Annotated in this window: 14 protein-coding genes; 4 read left to right on the top strand and 10 right to left on the bottom strand. The window is 66.8% G+C overall.

The window, feature by feature from the left end:
• Positions 1–74: 74 nt before the first annotated feature.
• The 4 genes from QFZ33_RS21125 to QFZ33_RS21110 form a co-directional block, all read right to left on the bottom strand.
• The gene (locus QFZ33_RS21125; RefSeq protein ID WP_307030684.1) at positions 75–371 is read right to left on the bottom strand and encodes an antibiotic biosynthesis monooxygenase family protein; all 297 of its coding nucleotides are present in this window, start codon (positions 369–371) and stop codon (positions 75–77) included.
• A 163-nt stretch (positions 372–534) separates the two neighbouring features.
• The gene (locus QFZ33_RS21120) at positions 535–1,863 is read right to left on the bottom strand and encodes a hypothetical protein (RefSeq protein ID WP_307030682.1); all 1,329 of its coding nucleotides are present in this window, start codon (positions 1,861–1,863) and stop codon (positions 535–537) included.
• A 118-nt stretch (positions 1,864–1,981) separates the two neighbouring features.
• Complete coding sequence (locus tag QFZ33_RS21115; protein WP_307030680.1) at positions 1,982–2,731, bottom strand: ABC transporter permease; 750 nt, start codon at positions 2,729–2,731, stop codon at positions 1,982–1,984.
• Between the two features lie 59 nt (positions 2,732–2,790).
• A complete protein-coding gene (locus QFZ33_RS21110) occupies positions 2,791–3,249 on the bottom strand; it encodes a PaaI family thioesterase (RefSeq protein WP_373427309.1) in 459 nt (152 codons plus the stop codon).
• Between the two features lie 137 nt (positions 3,250–3,386).
• Here QFZ33_RS21110 and paaZ point away from each other — a divergent pair, with 137 nt between their 5' ends.
• Both paaZ and QFZ33_RS21100 read left to right on the top strand, forming a co-directional pair.
• The gene (gene paaZ, locus QFZ33_RS21105) at positions 3,387–5,498 is read left to right on the top strand and encodes a phenylacetic acid degradation bifunctional protein PaaZ (RefSeq protein ID WP_307030678.1); all 2,112 of its coding nucleotides are present in this window, start codon (positions 3,387–3,389) and stop codon (positions 5,496–5,498) included.
• Positions 5,499–5,658: 160 nt separating this feature from the next.
• Positions 5,659–6,066 (top strand): VOC family protein, encoded by a 408-nt coding sequence (locus tag QFZ33_RS21100; protein WP_307030676.1) that lies wholly within the window; start codon positions 5,659–5,661, stop codon positions 6,064–6,066.
• A 150-nt stretch (positions 6,067–6,216) separates the two neighbouring features.
• Here QFZ33_RS21100 and QFZ33_RS21095 read toward each other — a convergent pair whose 3' ends face one another.
• The 6 genes from QFZ33_RS21095 to QFZ33_RS21070 form a co-directional block, all read right to left on the bottom strand.
• Positions 6,217–7,050, bottom strand: coding sequence for a DUF427 domain-containing protein (locus tag QFZ33_RS21095; RefSeq protein WP_307030674.1), 834 nt, complete (start codon positions 7,048–7,050; stop codon positions 6,217–6,219).
• Between the two features lie 53 nt (positions 7,051–7,103).
• Positions 7,104–7,736, bottom strand: coding sequence for a TetR/AcrR family transcriptional regulator (locus QFZ33_RS21090; RefSeq protein WP_307030671.1), 633 nt, complete (start codon positions 7,734–7,736; stop codon positions 7,104–7,106).
• Between the two features lie 83 nt (positions 7,737–7,819).
• Positions 7,820–9,172, bottom strand: coding sequence for a phenylacetate--CoA ligase PaaK (gene paaK / locus QFZ33_RS21085; RefSeq protein ID WP_307030669.1), 1,353 nt, complete (start codon positions 9,170–9,172; stop codon positions 7,820–7,822).
• A gap of 10 nt (positions 9,173–9,182) precedes the next feature.
• A complete protein-coding gene (gene paaI, locus QFZ33_RS21080) occupies positions 9,183–9,626 on the bottom strand; it encodes a hydroxyphenylacetyl-CoA thioesterase PaaI (RefSeq protein WP_307030667.1) in 444 nt (147 codons plus the stop codon).
• Positions 9,627–9,662: 36 nt separating this feature from the next.
• Positions 9,663–10,415: a CPBP family intramembrane glutamic endopeptidase gene (locus QFZ33_RS21075; RefSeq protein ID WP_307030665.1), complete on the bottom strand. Its 753-nt coding sequence runs from the start codon at positions 10,413–10,415 to the stop codon at positions 9,663–9,665.
• Between the two features lie 178 nt (positions 10,416–10,593).
• Positions 10,594–10,983, bottom strand: coding sequence for a hypothetical protein (locus QFZ33_RS21070; RefSeq protein WP_307030663.1), 390 nt, complete (start codon positions 10,981–10,983; stop codon positions 10,594–10,596).
• Between the two features lie 253 nt (positions 10,984–11,236).
• Here QFZ33_RS21070 and pta point away from each other — a divergent pair, with 253 nt between their 5' ends.
• The gene (gene pta / locus QFZ33_RS21065; RefSeq protein WP_307030661.1) at positions 11,237–13,357 is read left to right on the top strand and encodes a phosphate acetyltransferase; all 2,121 of its coding nucleotides are present in this window, start codon (positions 11,237–11,239) and stop codon (positions 13,355–13,357) included.
• Between the two features lie 8 nt (positions 13,358–13,365).
• The gene (locus QFZ33_RS21060; RefSeq protein WP_307030659.1) at positions 13,366–14,523 is read left to right on the top strand and encodes an acetate kinase; all 1,158 of its coding nucleotides are present in this window, start codon (positions 13,366–13,368) and stop codon (positions 14,521–14,523) included.
• Positions 14,524–14,623 lie beyond the last annotated feature (100 nt).

Raw genomic sequence — 14,623 nt, 5'->3', positions numbered from 1 at the left:
ACCGAAAGCGCCCGCGCGATACGGTGCGCTGATGCCAGGTAAACGGAACCGGGTCTGAACGGAGCCGGACCGGCTCAGCCGATCGTGGCGGCTTCCTCCAACGTGTGCGGCTCGAAGTGCTCAATGATGTCGCGGATCGACGCGAGGCCCTCGGTGAACGCCGGCGACGCCCGCCACTGTTCGACCTGCTCGAGTGAGGCCCAAGGTCCGGTGCTGATGAAGCGGTTGGGCACATCACGGTCACGCATCAGCAGGCCCCGGCCACCCGGATAATCCTTGTGGGTCCGCTCGGCCATGTCCTTCCAGGCCCTCACGAAGTCGTCCTCGTGGCCTGGCTTCACGAGCCAGATACCCAACGTGTATACAGACATATTCACCACCTCCATTGGTGTGCAGAGCGGATATCTGATTATCGTCCCGCGCTGCAGCGCGCGGAAGACGCTACCGGGAGTGCCAGCGTCGACGGCGGTTCATCCGCCGTGAGCGGCGGCCAGTCGGGGCTGACTTACCACCCGGGGCTGACTTACGCCACAGCTAGCAGTTGGCCGGGTCATATTCGTACGCGCCGGCGTCGGCCAGTCCGGCTCCGGAACAGCGCCCTTTTTGCGGAACGGGCACATGGTCCAGGTCCACCCCTGACGGGCTGCTGCCCGCGCGGTCCATCGCCGAACTGCCGCTGGTGAGGTGGAGGTCCCTGGGGGGATTGACGAACTTTGCGGGAGCCGTCGTCGAGCTTTTGTCCGGCGGGACGTTGCTGGGGCCGTTGACGACGTTGGACTGTTCCGTCCATCCGGATCCGTCCATCCACAGGGCGTCACGCACAGCTACGAGGATGTTGGCGCGGATGACGGTCGAAGAGGGGCAGAGAGCGTGGCAGACCACGCCGCGCGAATGGCTGCCGTTGAGCCATACCGTGTTGAATTCGAAAGTGGTGCTGTTGGTGGGGCCGTAGCGTGTGTCCGGGCCGCGGATGATCAGTCCTGCGGCCTCGGCGCATTTCTTGCCGCACGAGGATCGGACCAGGTTGTAGCGGAAAGTGTTGCCGTCAGCCGTTCCGTCGGACCGTCCGATTTCGGAGAACACGTTGTTGTTGATGGCCTTGTTGTGGTGGATGTTGTTGCGGTTGCCGTTGTAGATTTCGAAGGCGCTTCCGTCACGGCGGAAGTCGTGGGAGGATGCCGTGGAACCGGTGACCGTATTGCCCGAGAATTCGTTGTCGTTGCCGTTGACCAGCACGCCGAACGCACCCGAGTCGTCGCTGCAGTTGGCTTCATCCGCGCTGCCGCACCGCCTTCCCGGGGTGTTGACGTTCATGATGTTGTTGTCCGTCAGGACATTGTTGGAGTAGTTTCCGAAGTCGGAACCCGTGCCCACCCTAATTCCGGCGGCGTTGTTGGAAGCCTCCGAATTCTTCACCACCACGTGGTCGCCGTCCACGTTAAAGCCCGCGTACCCGCAGTCAGTGGCGCGCAGCCCGTCAACCTCGAGGTAGCTGCCGTCCAGCCGAAAGCAGTCTCCGCCCTCCCCGCCGGTGATTGTCGGCAGGTTCCCGTTGCCGTAGCCGTTCAGTCTGATGGCCGACGACGGCGTACCGCTTTCGTCCAGCACGACGTCGCCGATCCACTCGTCACCCCTGCGGAAACTAAGGGAATCACCAGGGTTGAATGCCGTCTCGTTGACTTTCATCAGCGACTGCCAGGGCGAATCCGGGGACGTCCCGGAATTGGTGTCGCTTCCGACGGCACTCACGTAATAGTGGGTGGTCGGCGTCGAAGGGGCAGGCTTCGAGACGCAGCCCACCAGCAGGACCACCAAGAGGACAGCAGCCAGTGCGGCGGCGGTCCTTGTGGAAAGTGTGCTCATGAGTGCACCTGCTGGGGGCAGACAATGATGACCCGGCCCAGCAGTGCCGCTGCCTCTGGTCCGGAGCGGCCAGAGTATAAAGCGCCCGGCGCAATGTCAACGGCACGGTGCTGGGTTCCTACCAGAGTGGTGCGGGCCGTACCCGGACCGGTGCCAGCATGCCGATGAGCAGGATGGCGGTGACCGACCCGGCCGCCATGATCGAAGCCAGCACCACGATCTGGAACCGGCCTGCCTCCAGCGGCGAAAGCCCGCCGAAGATCGCCCCGACGAAGGCCCCCGGCAGCGTGACCAGGCCCGTCGTCTTGGTTTGGTCCACCGACGGAATGAGTGCGGAGTACACGGCGCTGCGTGCTATCTCGCGGGTGGCCTGCCGGGGAGAGGCGCCCAAAGCGAGCCAGCCCTCCACCTGGTCCCAGCGGTCGATCAAGGCCTCGTTGAACCTGCGGCCCGCGAGCGCCGCGATCGCCATGGAATTGCCCACCACGATCCCTCCGATCGCCAGCGCGTAGCGGGAGGTGAACTCGATGGCGCCGGTACCGAACACGATGACCAGGGATGCGAGGATGCCGACGGCCATCGAACCGGCCACGACGGCAAGGTGGCGCCAGGACCAGGCGAGGCGGCGTGCGGCGGTAAGGGTGGCGACGGTGAACATGACGGCAAGCGCCACGGCCACCCACTCGGCGCTGGCGATCACGGCGCCGAGGATCAGGCTGACGGCGGCGAGCTGCGCCGCGCCGCGGAGGATGGCGAGGGCCGGCGCGAAGGCATGCGGAACCCGGAAAGCGCTGAGGACGGCGGCCGTCAGCGCCATCAGGAGGCCCACCGCGATCAGGGTGGGGGTCAGGCTGCCAAGCTCGGTCACCAGATCAGCCTAGCCGGGGCGGCGCTGCGGAGGACGTCAGGGCGGCGCCAGGGACGACGTCAGGCCCTCGGCGCAAGCAGCAGGTTGGTGATGCGCATGCTGCAGAGCCGCTGCCCGGCGTCGTTGGTGATCAGCACTTCGTGCGTGGTCAGGGTGCCGCCAAGGTGGATGGGGGTGGCCGTAATGGTGATGACGCCGGTCCGGGCGGAGCGGTGGTGCGTGGCGGAGACGTCCACGCCAACGGCGGTCTTGCCCAGCGTGCTGGCGTGGATCACCGCCGCCCACGATCCCACGGCCTCGCCCACGGCCAGCGAGGCGCCGCCGTGCAGCAGGCCGAACGACTGCCGGTTTCCCTCCACCGGCATGGTCGCCACGACGCGCTCGACGGACTCCTCCACGATTTTCACGCCCATCTTCTCGTCCAGCTCGCCGAGGGTGATCTTCCACAGCTCTCCGGGCGTCGGGCCTTCGGGTGCTTGGGTGGCCGCCAGTTCTGCGTCGCGGGCTTCCGGCGTCATGTGCTCTCCTTGGGTCGTGTGCGGTGCCACTAGTGTGCAGCGGGGCACATTCATGTACTGTAGACATATTACCGAACGGACGGTCAGTAATGTTCTGGCCGGATCAGATTTGTCCCCGTTGGAAGGACCCGTCAACGATGACCACCACCGCCACTGCCCCCGAGGCCACCCTGGACACCGTGCAAACCGTCCCCAGTTTCGTGCAGGATTCCTGGTGGACTCCCCACGCCGGCTCGGCGGCTTCCGCTGTCCCCGTCCGGGACGCCAGCACAGGGGAGATCCTGGCCAAGGTGAGCACCGACGGGCTGGACCTGGCCGCCGTCGTGGACTACGGCCGCACCACCGGCCAAACGGAACTCGGCAAGCTGACCTTCCACCAGCGTGCCCTCAAGCTCAAGGAGTTGGCACAGTACCTGAACGCGCGCCGTGAGCACTTCTACGCCTTCTCTGCCCAGACCGGCGCCACGAAGATCGACTCGATGATCGACATCGACGGCGGCATCGGCGTGCTGTTCACGTTCGGGTCCAAGGGCCGGCGTGAACTGCCCAACGCCCAGGTGGTGGTGGACGGGCCCATGGAGGTGCTGTCCAAGGACGGATCGTTCGCAGGCGAGCACATCTACACCCGCATTCCCGGCGTCGCGGTGCAGATCAACGCCTTCAACTTTCCGGTCTGGGGCATGCTGGAGAAGCTCGCCCCGGCGTTCATCGCCGGCGTCCCCACCATCGTCAAGCCGGCCACCCCCACGGGCTACGTCGCCGCGGCCGTGGTGAAGGCCATCATCGAATCCAACATTCTGCCCAAGGGTTCACTGCAGCTGATTTCGGGCTCTGTCCGCGGGCTGCTGGACGTGCTGGACTACCGCGACCTCGTGGCCTTCACCGGTTCGGCATCCACCGCGCAGTCCCTGAAGTCCCACCCCAACGTGGTGCTGGGCGGCGTGCGGTTCACGTCCGAGACCGACTCCCTCAACGCCGCCATCCTGGGCCCGGACGCCGTCGAAGGCACGCCGGAATTCGACGCCTTCATCAAGTCCGTAGTCACCGAAATAACCGTCAAGGCCGGGCAGAAGTGCACCGCCATCCGCCGCGCCATCGTGCCGCAGGAGCTGGTGCCCGCCGTCGTTTCCGCCATCGGAACCAGGGTTGAGCAGCGCGTGGTGCTCGGCGATCCGCGCGCCGAGGGCGTCACCATGGGCGCGCTCGCCTCCGTGGAGCAGCTCGCCGATGTCCGCGCCGCCGTGCAGTCCATGCTCGACGCCGGCGGTGAGCTGGCGTACGGAACCCTCGATTCGCCGTCGGTCACCAGCGCGGACGGCGCAACCGGCGTCGTCGAGGGCGGCGCCTTCATGTCTCCCGTGGTGCTCAGCTGGGCTGACGCGGAGGCCGAGCCGGTCCACTCGCTGGAAGCCTTCGGTCCGGTGTCGTCGGTGATCGGGTACACGGACATTCCCGACGCCGTCCGGCTCGCCGCCCGCGGCGGCGGTTCGCTGGTCGCCTCGGTCTGCACTAACGATCCTTCTGTTGCGCAGGAACTGGTCACGGGCATCGCAGCCCACCACGGCCGCGTACTGATGCTGAACCGTGAGGACGCTCGTTCGTCAACAGGCCATGGTTCGCCCGTCCCGCACCTGGTCCACGGCGGACCCGGACGCGCCGGCGGCGGCGAGGAACTGGGCGGTATCCGCTCAGTGATGCACCACATGCAGCGCACCGCCATCCAGGGCTCGCCCAACATGCTCACCGCCGTGACCGGGATCTGGCACACCGGCGCCGACCGCAACTTCACGGTGGAAACCGAGGGCACACACCCGTTCCGCAAGTCGCTGGAGAGCCTGCGCATCGGCGACGCTGTCCGTTCGGAACTGCGGCAGGTGGCACTCGAGGACATCTCCGCGTTCGCCAACTCGACCGGCGACACCTTCTACGCGCACACCAACCAGGCGGCCGCGGAAGCCAACCCGTTCTTCCCGGGCATCGTGGCGCACGGTTACCTGCTGCTGGCCTGGGCTGCCGGGCTGTTCGTTGAGCCCGCCCCGGGTCCGGTCCTAGCCAACTACGGACTGGAGAGCCTGCGGTTCATCACTCCTGTGGCTGCGGGCGACTCCATCCGGGTGACGCTTACGGCCAAAAAGATCACGCCCCGCGAGACCGACGAGTACGGCGAGGTGGCCTGGGACGCCGTCCTCACCAACCAGAACGACGAAATCGTGGCCACCTACGACGTCCTCACCCTCGTGGAGAAGTAGCCCGCACGCTTCCTCAGGTCCTGTCGGGTTTTTCCGGACGCTTCCTCAGGTCCTGTCGGGTTTCCTGGAACCCTCCCGCAATTGCTGCCGGGCAGTCTGGAATTTCCCATAATCTTTCGGGGCTTCCGGGCGTAAAATGACCCGCGTAGGAGGTGGCGAAATGACCCTAGCACTGAGAACAGCCACAACCATCCTGCCTGTCGATGATCCGGACCGCGCCCGCGGATTTTACGCGGAAACGTTGGGCCTCCCACACCGTGGCAAGGCTGAAGATGGAAGCGATTTATTCGGCAACGCTGACGGCCCCATGCTGCAGCTGATGCCTGTAACGGACGGAAAGCACTCCGAGCACACCGCTTTGAGTTTTGAGGTCACTGACATAGAACGGACCGTCCAGGACATGGAGTCCAAGGGCGTTCGGTTCCAAGACTATGACCTCCCCGATATGAAGACCGATCATCACATCTGTTCAACCGACGCCGAAAAATGCGCCTGGTTCATGGATACCGAGAACAACATCCTCTGCGTCCACGAGAGGCTCGGAACACAGGCTGAATATCAGCTCTGATCCGGGACACTGTCGCAGATCCCCAAACCCTTTCTCACCTTGGTGAGGAAGGGTTTGGTTTTAGGCGGCGAAAGGTGAGGAAGGGTTTGGTTTTAGGCGGCGAAAGGTGAGGAAGGGTTTGGTTTTAGGCGGCGAAAGGTGAGGGAGGGTTCAGGACCAAGGGGTGACCGGGTGGTCCTGCGGCTCGCCGTCCACGAATACCTCCGCCCGCTCGTTGAAAAAGCAGACCAGGCCGTGGATTTGCTGGGCGTCGATGAACCGCGAATCGTAGGCCCAGGCGATGTTCTTACCGCGGGCCGACTCCGGGTAGCTCCAGTACCTGGCCTCGCCCTTGTAGGGGCAGACGGTGCGGTGCGGGCTGGCCTCTAGCAGGTCCAGCCGCACGTCCTCGGGCGGGATGTAGTAGCGCAAGGGAAGCAGCGTTTCGTAGAGCAGATGGGCCCCGACGGTGTCCGCCAGCACCACGCCGTCGAGTTTCACTTCGATGTGCCGCAGGGTGGCGCGGATGTCCACGCGGTGGAACGGGTCCCGCGGGTGACCGATAATCTCCTCGTGGTCCTCGAGCCAGTGGAACGCGCCGAAATCCAGCACGACGTACCCCGCCAGGTCCGGATCCGAGGGCCGGAACGCTGCCCGCGGCCTGCTGAACGCGGATGCTACGACGTCGAGCTCCTCGCCCACCGCCGTGTGCCGCCTGAACCCGGTCCGCGGGTCCAGTGCCGGCGGGGCGTCTGCCATGAGGCGGACCGGATACTCGTCCGGGCCGCCGTCCCCCTCAGCGGCGGGTGGCTCGAGCCGCGCCAGCAGGTCCTTTTCGGGCACGGCGTAAACCGGAGTGACGCGTTTCGGTTCCCAGACCAGCAGGGCTTCGAGCGTGTCGACGACGGGACTTCCGTCAATGCTCGCGCGGACCCTTTTGGAGGTGGGCTGGTACCGGAGATCAGGAAATGCGCCGAACAGAAGATCCGACAGTTTCGTGGCCATGCATTCAGGGTGGGCATCAGGACCCCCGGCGTCAACGCCCAATCCGTCAACGGCTAATTGTCAGCCTGTCCGGGCTTGGCGTGCAGGCCGTCGAACGCCATGGTGATGACGTCGTCGGCCAGCTTTTCCGGTGAGAGCGAACCGCCCGGCTTGTACCACTCGACTATCGAGTTGATGGTTCCGAACAGGAGGCGGGTCACGGTGCGGGGATCGATGTCCTGGCGCAGTGACCCCTCGTCGCGGGCCGCAGAGATCAGCTCCGCCACCTTGTGGTCGAAGGCACGACGGCGTTCCATGGCGTTGCGCTCGATGTCCGTGTTCCCGCGCAGCCGCAGCAGCAGCGTGACGAAGGGCAGCCGGTCCACCAGCACGGCGATGGTTTCGCGCAGCACGAACTCCAGCCGCGCATCGGCCGCCCCGGAGGTTGCCCCCGGCTGCTCCAGGATGGCTTCCAGCCCGCCGAGCGCGTGGTCCAGGGCGAGCTTTAGGAGGTCCCCCTTTGAGGGCACATGATGGTAGATCGCCGACTTGGAGATGCCCAGATTTTCGGCGAGGATGCCCATGGATGTGGCATCGTAGCCGTGGCGGTTGAAGACGTCGACGGCGATCAGCAGTACGGACTGCTGGTCGTAGCCGGGACGGCCGCGCTTGGTGGGTGCTGCTGGGCTGGGTGCTGTACTCGGCATATGGGATATTTTCTCATGAACGTTCGGTCAATACGTGCAGGCGGCTTCCGTGGCCTGCAGGCGCCGGCCACGGAAGCAGGCCGCTATCCCTTCGGCCGCAGGTCGTAGATCCGACGCAGCTTGCCGTTGGAGCGCTCGAGCGATCCGGGCTCCACCACGTCAACGGTGCACGAAGAACCCACGTGGATCTTGATCTGCTCACGCAAGGTGTGGGCCGCCGTCGTGCTCTGCCCGGCGGTGACATTGTCACGGCGCTCGATCTTCACGGTCAGCTGGTCCATGCGCTGTCCCTCGGGCCGCGTGAGCTCCAGCTGGAAGTGCGGGCTGAGCTCGGGGATGCGCAGGGCGATTTCCTCGATTTGGGACGGGAAGAGGTTCACGCCGCGGAGGATAATCATGTCGTCGCTGCGGCCGGTGATGCGCCCCATCCGGCGGTGTGCCGGGCGAGCGGTGCCGGGAAGCAGGCGGGTAAGGTCCTTGGTGCGGTAGCGGATGATCGGCAGGGCTTCCTTGGTGAGCGAGGTGAACACCAGTTCTCCGTGCTCCCCGTCGGCGAGCACGTTTTCCTTGCCCGGAGCGGGGTTGAAGGGGTCGATGATCTCGGGGCGGAAGTGGTCCTCCCAGATGTGGCTGCCATCTTGGGTCTCCACGCATTCACCCGCAACACCGGGACCCATGACTTCGGACAGCCCGTAAATGTCGCAGGCCTTGATGTTCATGGTGACTTCGAGCTCGTGCCGCATCTCCTGCGTCCACGGTTCGGCGCCGAGCACGGCGTATTTCAGCGACGTGGAGGTGGGGTCGATGCCCATGTGCGCCATGGCGTCCGCGATGGTAAGCAGGTAGGTGGGGGTGGCCAGGATGGCGTCCGGCTCGAAGTCCTGGATCATCTGGATCTGGCGCTCGGTTTGCCCGCCGGACATCGGAATCACGGTGCAGCCGAGGGCTTCGGCACCGGCGTGGGCACCAAGGCCGCCGGTGAACAGGCCGTAGCCGTAGGCGTTGTGGACCTTCATGCCGGGGCGGACGCCGGACGCGCGGAGGCAGCGGGCCACCAGTTTGGCCCAGTCGGCCAGGTCCTGCTTGGTGTACCCGACGACGGTGGGCCGGCCCGTGGTGCCCGAGCTGGCGTGCACGCGCGCCACGTCGCTCTGCGGGACGGCGAACATGCCGAAGGGGTACTCCTGGCGGAGGTCCTCCTTGGTGGTGAAGGGGAAATTGCCGAGGTCCGCGAGTTCGCGCAGGTCCGAGGGGTGGATCCCGGCGTCGTCGAACTTGCGCTTGTACAGCGGAACCCGGTCGTAGGCGTAGGCGACGGTGTGCCGGAGCCGGCTGAGCTGAAGCGTCTCAAGTTCGTCCCGGGACATGGTCTCCTCGGGGTCGAGCACGGCGTCGGTGTGCGCGGCGAGAGTGGGTTCAGGAGCGTGGAGGGTCATGGTCTGCTTCCTACTTCTTGGGGATGGTACGGCTGCGTCCACGGAACTCTGCGATGAGTTCCCCCGGCAGTTGGGCCGTGGGATCGGCAGCGAAGATCTGGATGTCGTAGAGGCCGCTGCGGCCCGCGCTGGAGCGGCGGTCGGCGACGGCGGTGATCACCTGGCCCTGGAAGGCCGGCTTGAGGAAGTTGATGTCGACGCCGGCAGCAACGGTGATGCTGTCGGGGTCGGCAGGCGACGCGGGATTGCAGGCGAGGGCGAACGCGGAGTCTGCGAAGGCGAAGATCATTCCGCCGTGGGCCATGCCGAAGCCGTTGAGCATTTCCTGCCGGAGGGTCATCCGGATGGTTGCGTGGCCGTCGCTGAGGGCGAGGACTTCTATGCCCATCCATTCCGAGGCGTAGTCGTTCTCGAGGATGTGGTGGGCCACACCGGGGATTGCCGTTTCAGCCATGCGTCGTTGCCTCCAGCTTTATTTACCGAATGTTCATTAGGTAATCCCATGGGAGGGGTTCGTGTCAAGGGTGCGGGCCAGCCGGAGGGGTCCGGCGACGGCAATGACCACTAGCGCTGCCAGGACATGAAGGAGCGCCACGGTCCACCAGAGCGTGAGGTAGTCGGGCCCCAGCATGGCCGGAAACACCAAGGCCCCGGAAGTGTTGAATGCCGCGTGGAAAACCATGCAGATGGGAACGCTGCCGCTGCTGTTGTAGAGCCAGGCCAGCAGCACGGACTGAGCCAGGACCATCAGCAGGAACGGAAGCGGCGGCCGCTGCCCGGTGGGATCCGACAGCAGCTCCGGCAGGTGCCATGCCGACCACACCAGCCCGAGGAGCATCGCCGCAGAAAGGGACGGGCGGTTCTGCTGCAGGAGCGGCAAGGCGTAGCCGCGCCAGCCCAGCTCCTCGAAGAGGCCCACCGCCACCAGGGTGAACGCGAACGTGCCCAGCAGCATGAACCAGCCCGGGTTCGGGCCGAGCTCCGGGGCGGGCGCGCCGCCGGAGACCGTGAGTCCGGCAGAGACCGCCACCAGCAGGCATGGCAGGCCAGCGGCGGCGGCGTACCAGCGGCCGGCTACGCGCCAGCGGGCCAGCTGCCGGAGCAGCCGCAGCAGCTCGGCCTTGCCGCCCGCGAGGAATGCAGTGATGCCTGCAGCCAGGGCCGGGCCGAACGGGACCAGGGGCGAGCTGTTCGGGTTGAGGAGGGTCAGCGGCCACGCCAGCCATGAAATGGCGAAGGCCAAGGCGAAGAACAGTGGGAGCCGGTGGCCCGTCGGCCAGGCCAGGGCCCCGCCCGGCCCTATGGTCCGGCGCCGTGGTTTAGCTCCGCGCCGCGATAAGGTCCGGTGCCGTGCCGCCTCCTTCCGGGCCCGACGGCGGCCGCCGCCAACGGGCAATGCCCGCCTGGCGGGCATGGGCTGCTCAGCCGGCGACGGCTGCGCCATGGCCCGCCTCCGCCTTCAGTGTGCGGAATTTCCGGAGCAGCGCCAGGACCACCAGCAAAAGGGTGGCCGCGGCAATCTGCTGCCATGCGCCGTCGAACACTGCTGCTAGTTTCGTCTGATCCGAGGCGTTGAACGAGGCGTGGAGGAGGGCCACGATCACGTCGGGCCACGCGGTGGCGCCGGAGCCCTTGTCCGCAAAGGCCAGCGGGAGATGGAGGAGGGCGAAGGGAACGGCGGCAATGGACAGGATGAGGACCAGCCACGTCAGCGCGATTGCAACGACCAGGAACGCTGCCACCGGGCGGGCAGCGATGAGTCGGCACAGCGGAGGGGCGGATGGATCGGAAGCGCGGCCAGCGGGGTTCATCAGGACCACCATCGTTCAGGACGTTGCAGCTCAGGAGGCTGCTGCAGATGGGCCGGTCCCGGGGCGCTGGCCCACTCCGGATCCGGGACGGCGATTGTGCGCCGACGTGGCAATCAACACCATTGTGTGCTCCCGGAAGCGCGGCAACAAGTGAAAGTATGGGGGGAGGGCGCGGCTCGGCGCGTCCAGTCAGCAAACCGGCACGTCCAATGCAGCACGTTCCGCGCAGGAGCTTCCAACCAGAGGACAGATCATGGCCAAAGGGATATACGTCAGCGCGACCACTCCCGGATCGGGAAAGTCGCTCATAGCGCTGGGCCTGGCGGACACGCTCCACCGGCACGCAGACCGGATCGGATTCTTCAAACCGGTGGTCCATGGCGACGATGCCGGCGCGGATCCGATGGTGGCGCTCATGAAATCCCGCTTTGACCTGGACGACCAGCGCTGCCGTGGCGGCCTGACGTTCACCGAGGTCCGTGGCCTGCTCGCCGAGGGCAGGCGCGAGGACATCGACTCCCGCTGCGTGGAGATCTTCGCCGAGATGGGCCGCCACTGCGACGTGATCATCGTGGAGGGCACGGAACTCACCGGCCACGACGCCGCCGTCGAATTCGACCTCAATGCGCGCCTCGCCAACAACCTGGCCGCGCCCGTTGTGGCGGTGGTGGGCGCCAAGGGGCGCAGCGTGGCGGAGGCCGCAGCCGCCGTTGATGTCGCCCGCAAGGAACTCGCCGCCGAGAAATGCTCGCTGCTGGCCATGATGGTGAACCGCGCAGACCCGGAGGACGTGGACGCGATCATCGCTGCCGTGAAGCCCGGTGCGTCCGGCCGGCCGGTGTACGTGTTCCCGGAGCTGGAGGACATCGCCCGGCCCACTACGGGCGAGGTGGGTGCGGCCCTGGCGCTGCGGCAGATCGCCGGCCGCGCGGACATGGAGCGGGACGTCCGTGACGTTAAGGTCGCCGCCATGAATGTGGGCAACTTTTTGAACGTGCTCGACGACGGCGCGCTGGTGATCGTGCCCGGTGACAGGGCGGACGTAATGGTGGCCTGCCTGGCGTCGTCGTTCTCGCCCGAGTTCCCGGTGCCGTCGGGGCTGATCCTCACCGGCGGCCTGGCCCCGGACGCCAACATCTATCCGCTGCTGGCCTCCGCCCCGTTCCCGGTGTTCGCCACGGAGGATGACACCTACACCACAGCCCGGCGCGTCTCCGAGGTCCGCAGCGAAATCTGGAGCGGCCACCGGCGCAAGGTGGCGTCCGCGCTGGGCCTGTGGTCCCGGCAGGTGGACGAGGCCGAGATGCTTGAACGCCTGCACCTGCCCCGCGCCGAGCGGATGACCCCGCTGCGGTTCCTGCACGACCTCATCGAACGCGCCCGCTCGCAGCGCCGCCACATCGTGCTGCCGGAGGGCAAGGACATACGGATCCTGAAGGCCGCCGAGATCCTGCACCGCCGGGACGTCTGCGACCTGACGCTGCTGGGCCGGGAAGCTGACGTCCGGGAGCTTGCCGCCAGCCGGGGCATCGACCTCGCCGGCATCAATATCGTGGACCCCGCAACCTCCGAGCTGCGCCAGGACTTCGCTGCCAGGTACGCCGAGCTGCGGGCGCACAAGGGCGTGGACCTCGCCCGGGCGCTGGAGGTCATGCAGGACGAAAGCTACTTCGGCACCATGATGGTCCAGCTGGGCGTGGTGGACGGCATGGTGTCCGGCGCCGCGCACACCACGGCCCACACCATCCGCCCTGCCCTGGAGTTCGTGAAGACCCGGGAGGGCGTGAAGATCGTCTCCTCGGTGTTCCTCATGCTCATGCCGGACCGTGTGCTGGTCTACGGCGACTGCGCGGTGAACCCGGACCCGAACGTGGAGCAGCTTGCCGACATCGCCCTGGCTTCGGCGGAGACCGCGGGCCAGTTCGGCGTGGAGCCGAGGGTTGCCATGCTGTCCTACTCCACCGGCGGCTCCGGCTCGGGCGAGGCCGTGGAGGAAGTCCGGCAGGCCACTGACCTGGTCCGGGAGCGCCGCCCGGATCTCGCCGTCGAGGGCCCCATCCAGTACGACGCCGCCGTGGACGCCTCGATCGCGGAGTCCAAGATGCCGGGCTCGTCCGTCGCCGGGCAGGCGACGGTGTTCATCTTCCCGGACCTGAACACCGGCAACAACACGTACAAGGCGGTGCAGCAAAGCTCCGGAGCGGTCGCCGTCGGGCCCGTCCTGCAGGGGCTGCGCAAGCCCGTCAACGACCTCTCCCGCGGCTGCACCGTGGAGGACATCGTGAACACGGTGGCTATCACCGCCATCCAGGCCCAGAGCCTGGCCGTCCCCAGCACCACAGAACCGTCCGCCGTTTCAGTAGCTCAGGCTTAGGAGGCCCCATGCTCGTGCTCGTCATCAACTCCGGCTCGTCCTCGCTCAAGTACCAGGTGCGCGACGTCGCCGAGGGCAGCGTCCTCACCGAAGGCCTGATCGAGCGGATCGGGGTGTCCAATGGCGGCCAGGGCGACGGCGAGGTGGTGGGCCCGGCCGACCATGCCGAAGCCCTCGAACAGGTGGACGCGGCCATCCATGAGGTGCTGGGCGAGAGGCAGCTGGACGCGGTGGGGCACCGGGTGGTGCACGGCGGCGAGCGGTTCGGCGAGCCAGTGCTCATCGACAACGAGATCACCCGGGCCATCGAACGGCTCAACCCGCTGGCACCGCTGCACAACCCCGCCAACGTGCTGGGCATCCGCGCCATCACCAAGAAGTGGCCGGACATGCCGCAGGTGGCCGTGTTCGACACCGCCTTCCACCGCAGCCTGCCCGAGCACGCCTGGCGCTACGCCGTTCCCGACGAGCTCTACACCAACCACGGGATCCGCCGGTACGGCTTCCACGGCACTTCGCACGAATACGTCACGAACCGTGCCGCCGCGCTGCTGGATATCCCGGTGGAGGAGTTCGACGGCGTCATCGCCCACCTGGGCAACGGCGCCTCCGTCACGGCGATCCGTGGCGGCAAGTCCGTGGACACGTCGATGGGCTTCACGCCGCTGGAGGGCCTGGTCATGGGCACCCGCTCCGGCGACCTGGACCCGTCCATCCTGGTGTTCCTGGCCCGGACCGGCTGGAACGCGGAGGACCTCGACTCGATGCTCAACCGCGAGTCCGGGCTCAAGGGGCTGGCGGGCAACAACGACATGCGCTCGGTGGTGGAGGCGGCCGACTCCGGCGACACCCGGGCGGCCACCGCGCTCGCCGTCGCGTCCTACCGGCTGGCCAAGTACATCGGCGGCTACCACGTGGCGGTTGGCGGGGCGAAGACGCTGGTGTTCACGGCCGGGATCGGCGAGAACTCGCACCAGTTCCGTGCCTTGGTGGGGGAGAAGCTGGGGGCGCTTGGCATCGAGCTCGACGGCGGCCTGAACAGTGAACGGTCCAGGGAACCCCGGGTGATTTCCACTGCAGCCTCAGCCATCCCCGTGCTGGTGGTGCCAACGGACGAAGAGCGCGCCATCGCCGAGGCAACAGCCGCCGTCGTCGTCGGGCGCTAGGCGCTGGGCTCGTGGCCGCTGGTTGAGCTTGCCGAAGCCCGCGAGCCCTGGCCGCCAACGCGTTTCGCCAAAGGTGGCCGCATGGTGGCGGGTTCAAGCG

Origin of the sequence: Arthrobacter globiformis, from assembly GCF_030815865.1 — a bacterium.
GTDB classification, from domain to species: domain Bacteria; phylum Actinomycetota; class Actinomycetes; order Actinomycetales; family Micrococcaceae; genus Arthrobacter; species Arthrobacter globiformis_B.
Note: the sequence above shows the minus strand (reverse complement) of the source record. Positions and strands in the feature narration are given on the sequence as shown.

What these genes read in the sequence shown, in the direction of transcription:
- QFZ33_RS21125 (WP_307030684.1), bottom strand. Translation starts at nt 371, where the DNA reads ATGTCTGTATACACGTTGGGTATCTGGCTCGTGAAGCCAGGCCACGAG.
- QFZ33_RS21120 (WP_307030682.1), bottom strand. Translation starts at nt 1,863, where the DNA reads ATGAGCACACTTTCCACAAGGACCGCCGCCGCACTGGCTGCTGTCCTC.
- QFZ33_RS21110 (WP_373427309.1), bottom strand. Translation starts at nt 3,249, where the DNA reads ATGACGCCGGAAGCCCGCGACGCAGAACTGGCGGCCACCCAAGCACCC.
- paaZ (WP_307030678.1), top strand. Translation starts at nt 3,387, where the DNA reads ATGACCACCACCGCCACTGCCCCCGAGGCCACCCTGGACACCGTGCAA.
- QFZ33_RS21100 (WP_307030676.1), top strand. Translation starts at nt 5,659, where the DNA reads ATGACCCTAGCACTGAGAACAGCCACAACCATCCTGCCTGTCGATGAT.
- QFZ33_RS21095 (WP_307030674.1), bottom strand. Translation starts at nt 7,050, where the DNA reads ATGGCCACGAAACTGTCGGATCTTCTGTTCGGCGCATTTCCTGATCTC.
- QFZ33_RS21090 (WP_307030671.1), bottom strand. Translation starts at nt 7,736, where the DNA reads ATGCCGAGTACAGCACCCAGCCCAGCAGCACCCACCAAGCGCGGCCGT.
- paaK (WP_307030669.1), bottom strand. Translation starts at nt 9,172, where the DNA reads ATGACCCTCCACGCTCCTGAACCCACTCTCGCCGCGCACACCGACGCC.
- paaI (WP_307030667.1), bottom strand. Translation starts at nt 9,626, where the DNA reads ATGGCTGAAACGGCAATCCCCGGTGTGGCCCACCACATCCTCGAGAAC.
- QFZ33_RS21070 (WP_307030663.1), bottom strand. Translation starts at nt 10,983, where the DNA reads ATGAACCCCGCTGGCCGCGCTTCCGATCCATCCGCCCCTCCGCTGTGC.
- pta (WP_307030661.1), top strand. Translation starts at nt 11,237, where the DNA reads ATGGCCAAAGGGATATACGTCAGCGCGACCACTCCCGGATCGGGAAAG.
- QFZ33_RS21060 (WP_307030659.1), top strand. Translation starts at nt 13,366, where the DNA reads ATGCTCGTGCTCGTCATCAACTCCGGCTCGTCCTCGCTCAAGTACCAG.